The organism is Pseudomonas sp. 05T35 (assembly GCF_056396605.1).
In genome coordinates this window covers 1-1972 of the sequence record NZ_JBFTLU010000625.1, presented here as the reverse complement: position 1 = coordinate 1972, position 1972 = coordinate 1, and the positions used below count along the sequence as shown (strand labels likewise).

Sequence of the window (1972 nt, the reverse complement as noted above, 5' to 3'; positions counted from 1 at the left end):
ACCAGTTCCTGACCCTGACCAACGGTGCTGGCATCCTGACCTCGATCTTCGATCGCTACGACACCATGAAGTCCGGCGACATGTCCGGCCGTCAGAACGGTGTTCTGGTATCGGTAGAAACCGGCAAGGCGCTGACCTACTCCCTGGAAACCCTGCAGGCGCGTGGCAAGCTGTTCGTTGAACACGGTCAAGAGATCTACAACGGTCAGATCGTTGGTCTGAACAGCCGTGACAACGACATGGGCGTCAACCCAACCAAAGGCAAGAAGCTCGACAACATGCGTGCTTCGGGTAAAGACGAAACCATCGCCCTGGTTCCACCTGTTCGCTTCACCCTGGAACAGGCTCTGGAATTCATCCAGGACGATGAATTGTGCGAAGTGACTCCGAAGTCGATCCGCCTGCGTAAGAAAATCCTGGACGAAGGCGAGCGTACCCGCGCTGCCAAGAAAGCCAAGAACTGAGTTAACTCAGGCTGAATGAAAACGCCCCCGGTCGAAAGGCCGGGGGCGTTTTTTTTGTCTGGGGTTTGTGCGGTGTTTGTCCCGGCCTCATCGCGAGCAGGCTCGCTCCCACAGTGGGCTGTGGTGTTCACATAATATGTGTTCAGCACCGAACCTTGTGGGAGCGAGCCTGCTCGCGATGGGGCCCTGTCAGGCAGCGAAGATACGGATCAGAACTTATCGAGGGTTCGCGGATTGCTCTCGCGCACGACTTCTTTCGGCTTGTACGCGCAATACCCGGGCCGTGGGCCGATTTTCGGGTGGTTGCGGCAAGTATCCGGGCGCTTTTCATAAATAGTGCACAAACGGCTCTTACGATCCAGATACAGGCAATCGTTGTTGCTCATGCGCTGGAGCGTGAAGATCTCGGACTTCTGGTTGTAGCGCTCGACGATGCCTTCTTTCTGCAAACGCTTGGCGATGTTCTTGGGTGGATCGCCCAGTTCGAATTCGTCGACGATACCGATGCGGATCAGGTCTTTGATCTTGACCTCGACCGGCAGCGTGCAGCAGCTGGACACGCATGAGCCGCACATCGGGGCAGAGTACTTGGCCCAGGTATCGAGACGGTCGATCTCCGCGGCGGCGATCAGGTTCGGCTTCATCATGTGGAATTACCAGCGTGCATCAGGGCGCGCGATCATACCGGGACTGGTGATTTTTTGAACGACCATTTGCCGGTTTTTTTATGGCTACACTGAATTTTTCGAGGGATCGGCATGGCATCTGCATCTTTTCAACGTGTATCGGCAAGGGGATAGGCTCGATTCAGGCGATTGCAAAAAGCGCCGAACGAGTGCACTTATCTCATGTCAGACCGACTAGGCTCGTCTATTTCATGCTCGTCCGAGGTCCTATCGATGACTCAAGAACCACTAGTTCGCGAAGCTGAAGTGGCCGCATTTCGCGACGCCGTATTGACCAAACTTACCTATGCAGTGGGCAAGGATCCGGATCACGCCTTTGACCATGACTGGTTCGAAGCCATTGCCCTGGCGGCGCGCGATCACATGGTCGAGCACTGGATGGACCACACGCGGCAGATCTACCGCAAAGGCCAGAAGCGCGTTTACTACCTCTCGCTGGAATTCCTCATAGGCCGCCTGCTCTACGACAGCCTGAGCAACCTTGGCCTGCTCGATGTGGCCCGCGAAGCACTGACCGAGTTGGGCGTTGACCTTGAACGCATACGCCTGCTGGAGCCGGATGCTGCGCTCGGCAACGGTGGCCTCGGTCGACTGGCGGCGTGCTTCATGGAAAGCATGTCGACGCTCGGCATAGCCGGCCATGGCTACGGTATTCGTTATGAACACGGCTTGTTCCGCCAGGCGGTTGTCGATGGCTGGCAGCAGGAGCAAACCGAAAACTGGCTGGATTTCGGCAACCCCTGGGAATTTGAACGGCCAGAAGTGGCTTACCCGATCGGCTTTGGTGGCGGCGTTGAAACCGTGACCGTTGAGAGCGTCAAC

At 56.7% G+C, this 1972-nt stretch carries 2 protein-coding genes and 1 pseudogene; 2 read left to right on the top strand and 1 reads right to left on the bottom strand.

The genetic code is table 11. The features are described 5' to 3' along the window. A pseudogene (locus AC1DH9_RS28135) lies at positions 1-464 on the top strand (translational GTPase TypA); the annotation flags it as partial. Between the two features lie 209 nt (positions 465-673). Here the strand turns inward: AC1DH9_RS28135 and AC1DH9_RS28130 are convergent. After that, positions 674-1111: a YkgJ family cysteine cluster protein gene (locus tag AC1DH9_RS28130; protein ID WP_019691319.1), complete on the bottom strand. Its 438-nt coding sequence runs from the start codon at positions 1109-1111 to the stop codon at positions 674-676. Positions 1112-1363: 252 nt separating this feature from the next. Here AC1DH9_RS28130 and AC1DH9_RS28125 point away from each other — a divergent pair. Next, positions 1364-1972, top strand: a 609-nt coding sequence (locus AC1DH9_RS28125) for a glycogen/starch/alpha-glucan phosphorylase (RefSeq protein ID WP_477809235.1), incomplete at its 3' end; no start/stop codon positions are given.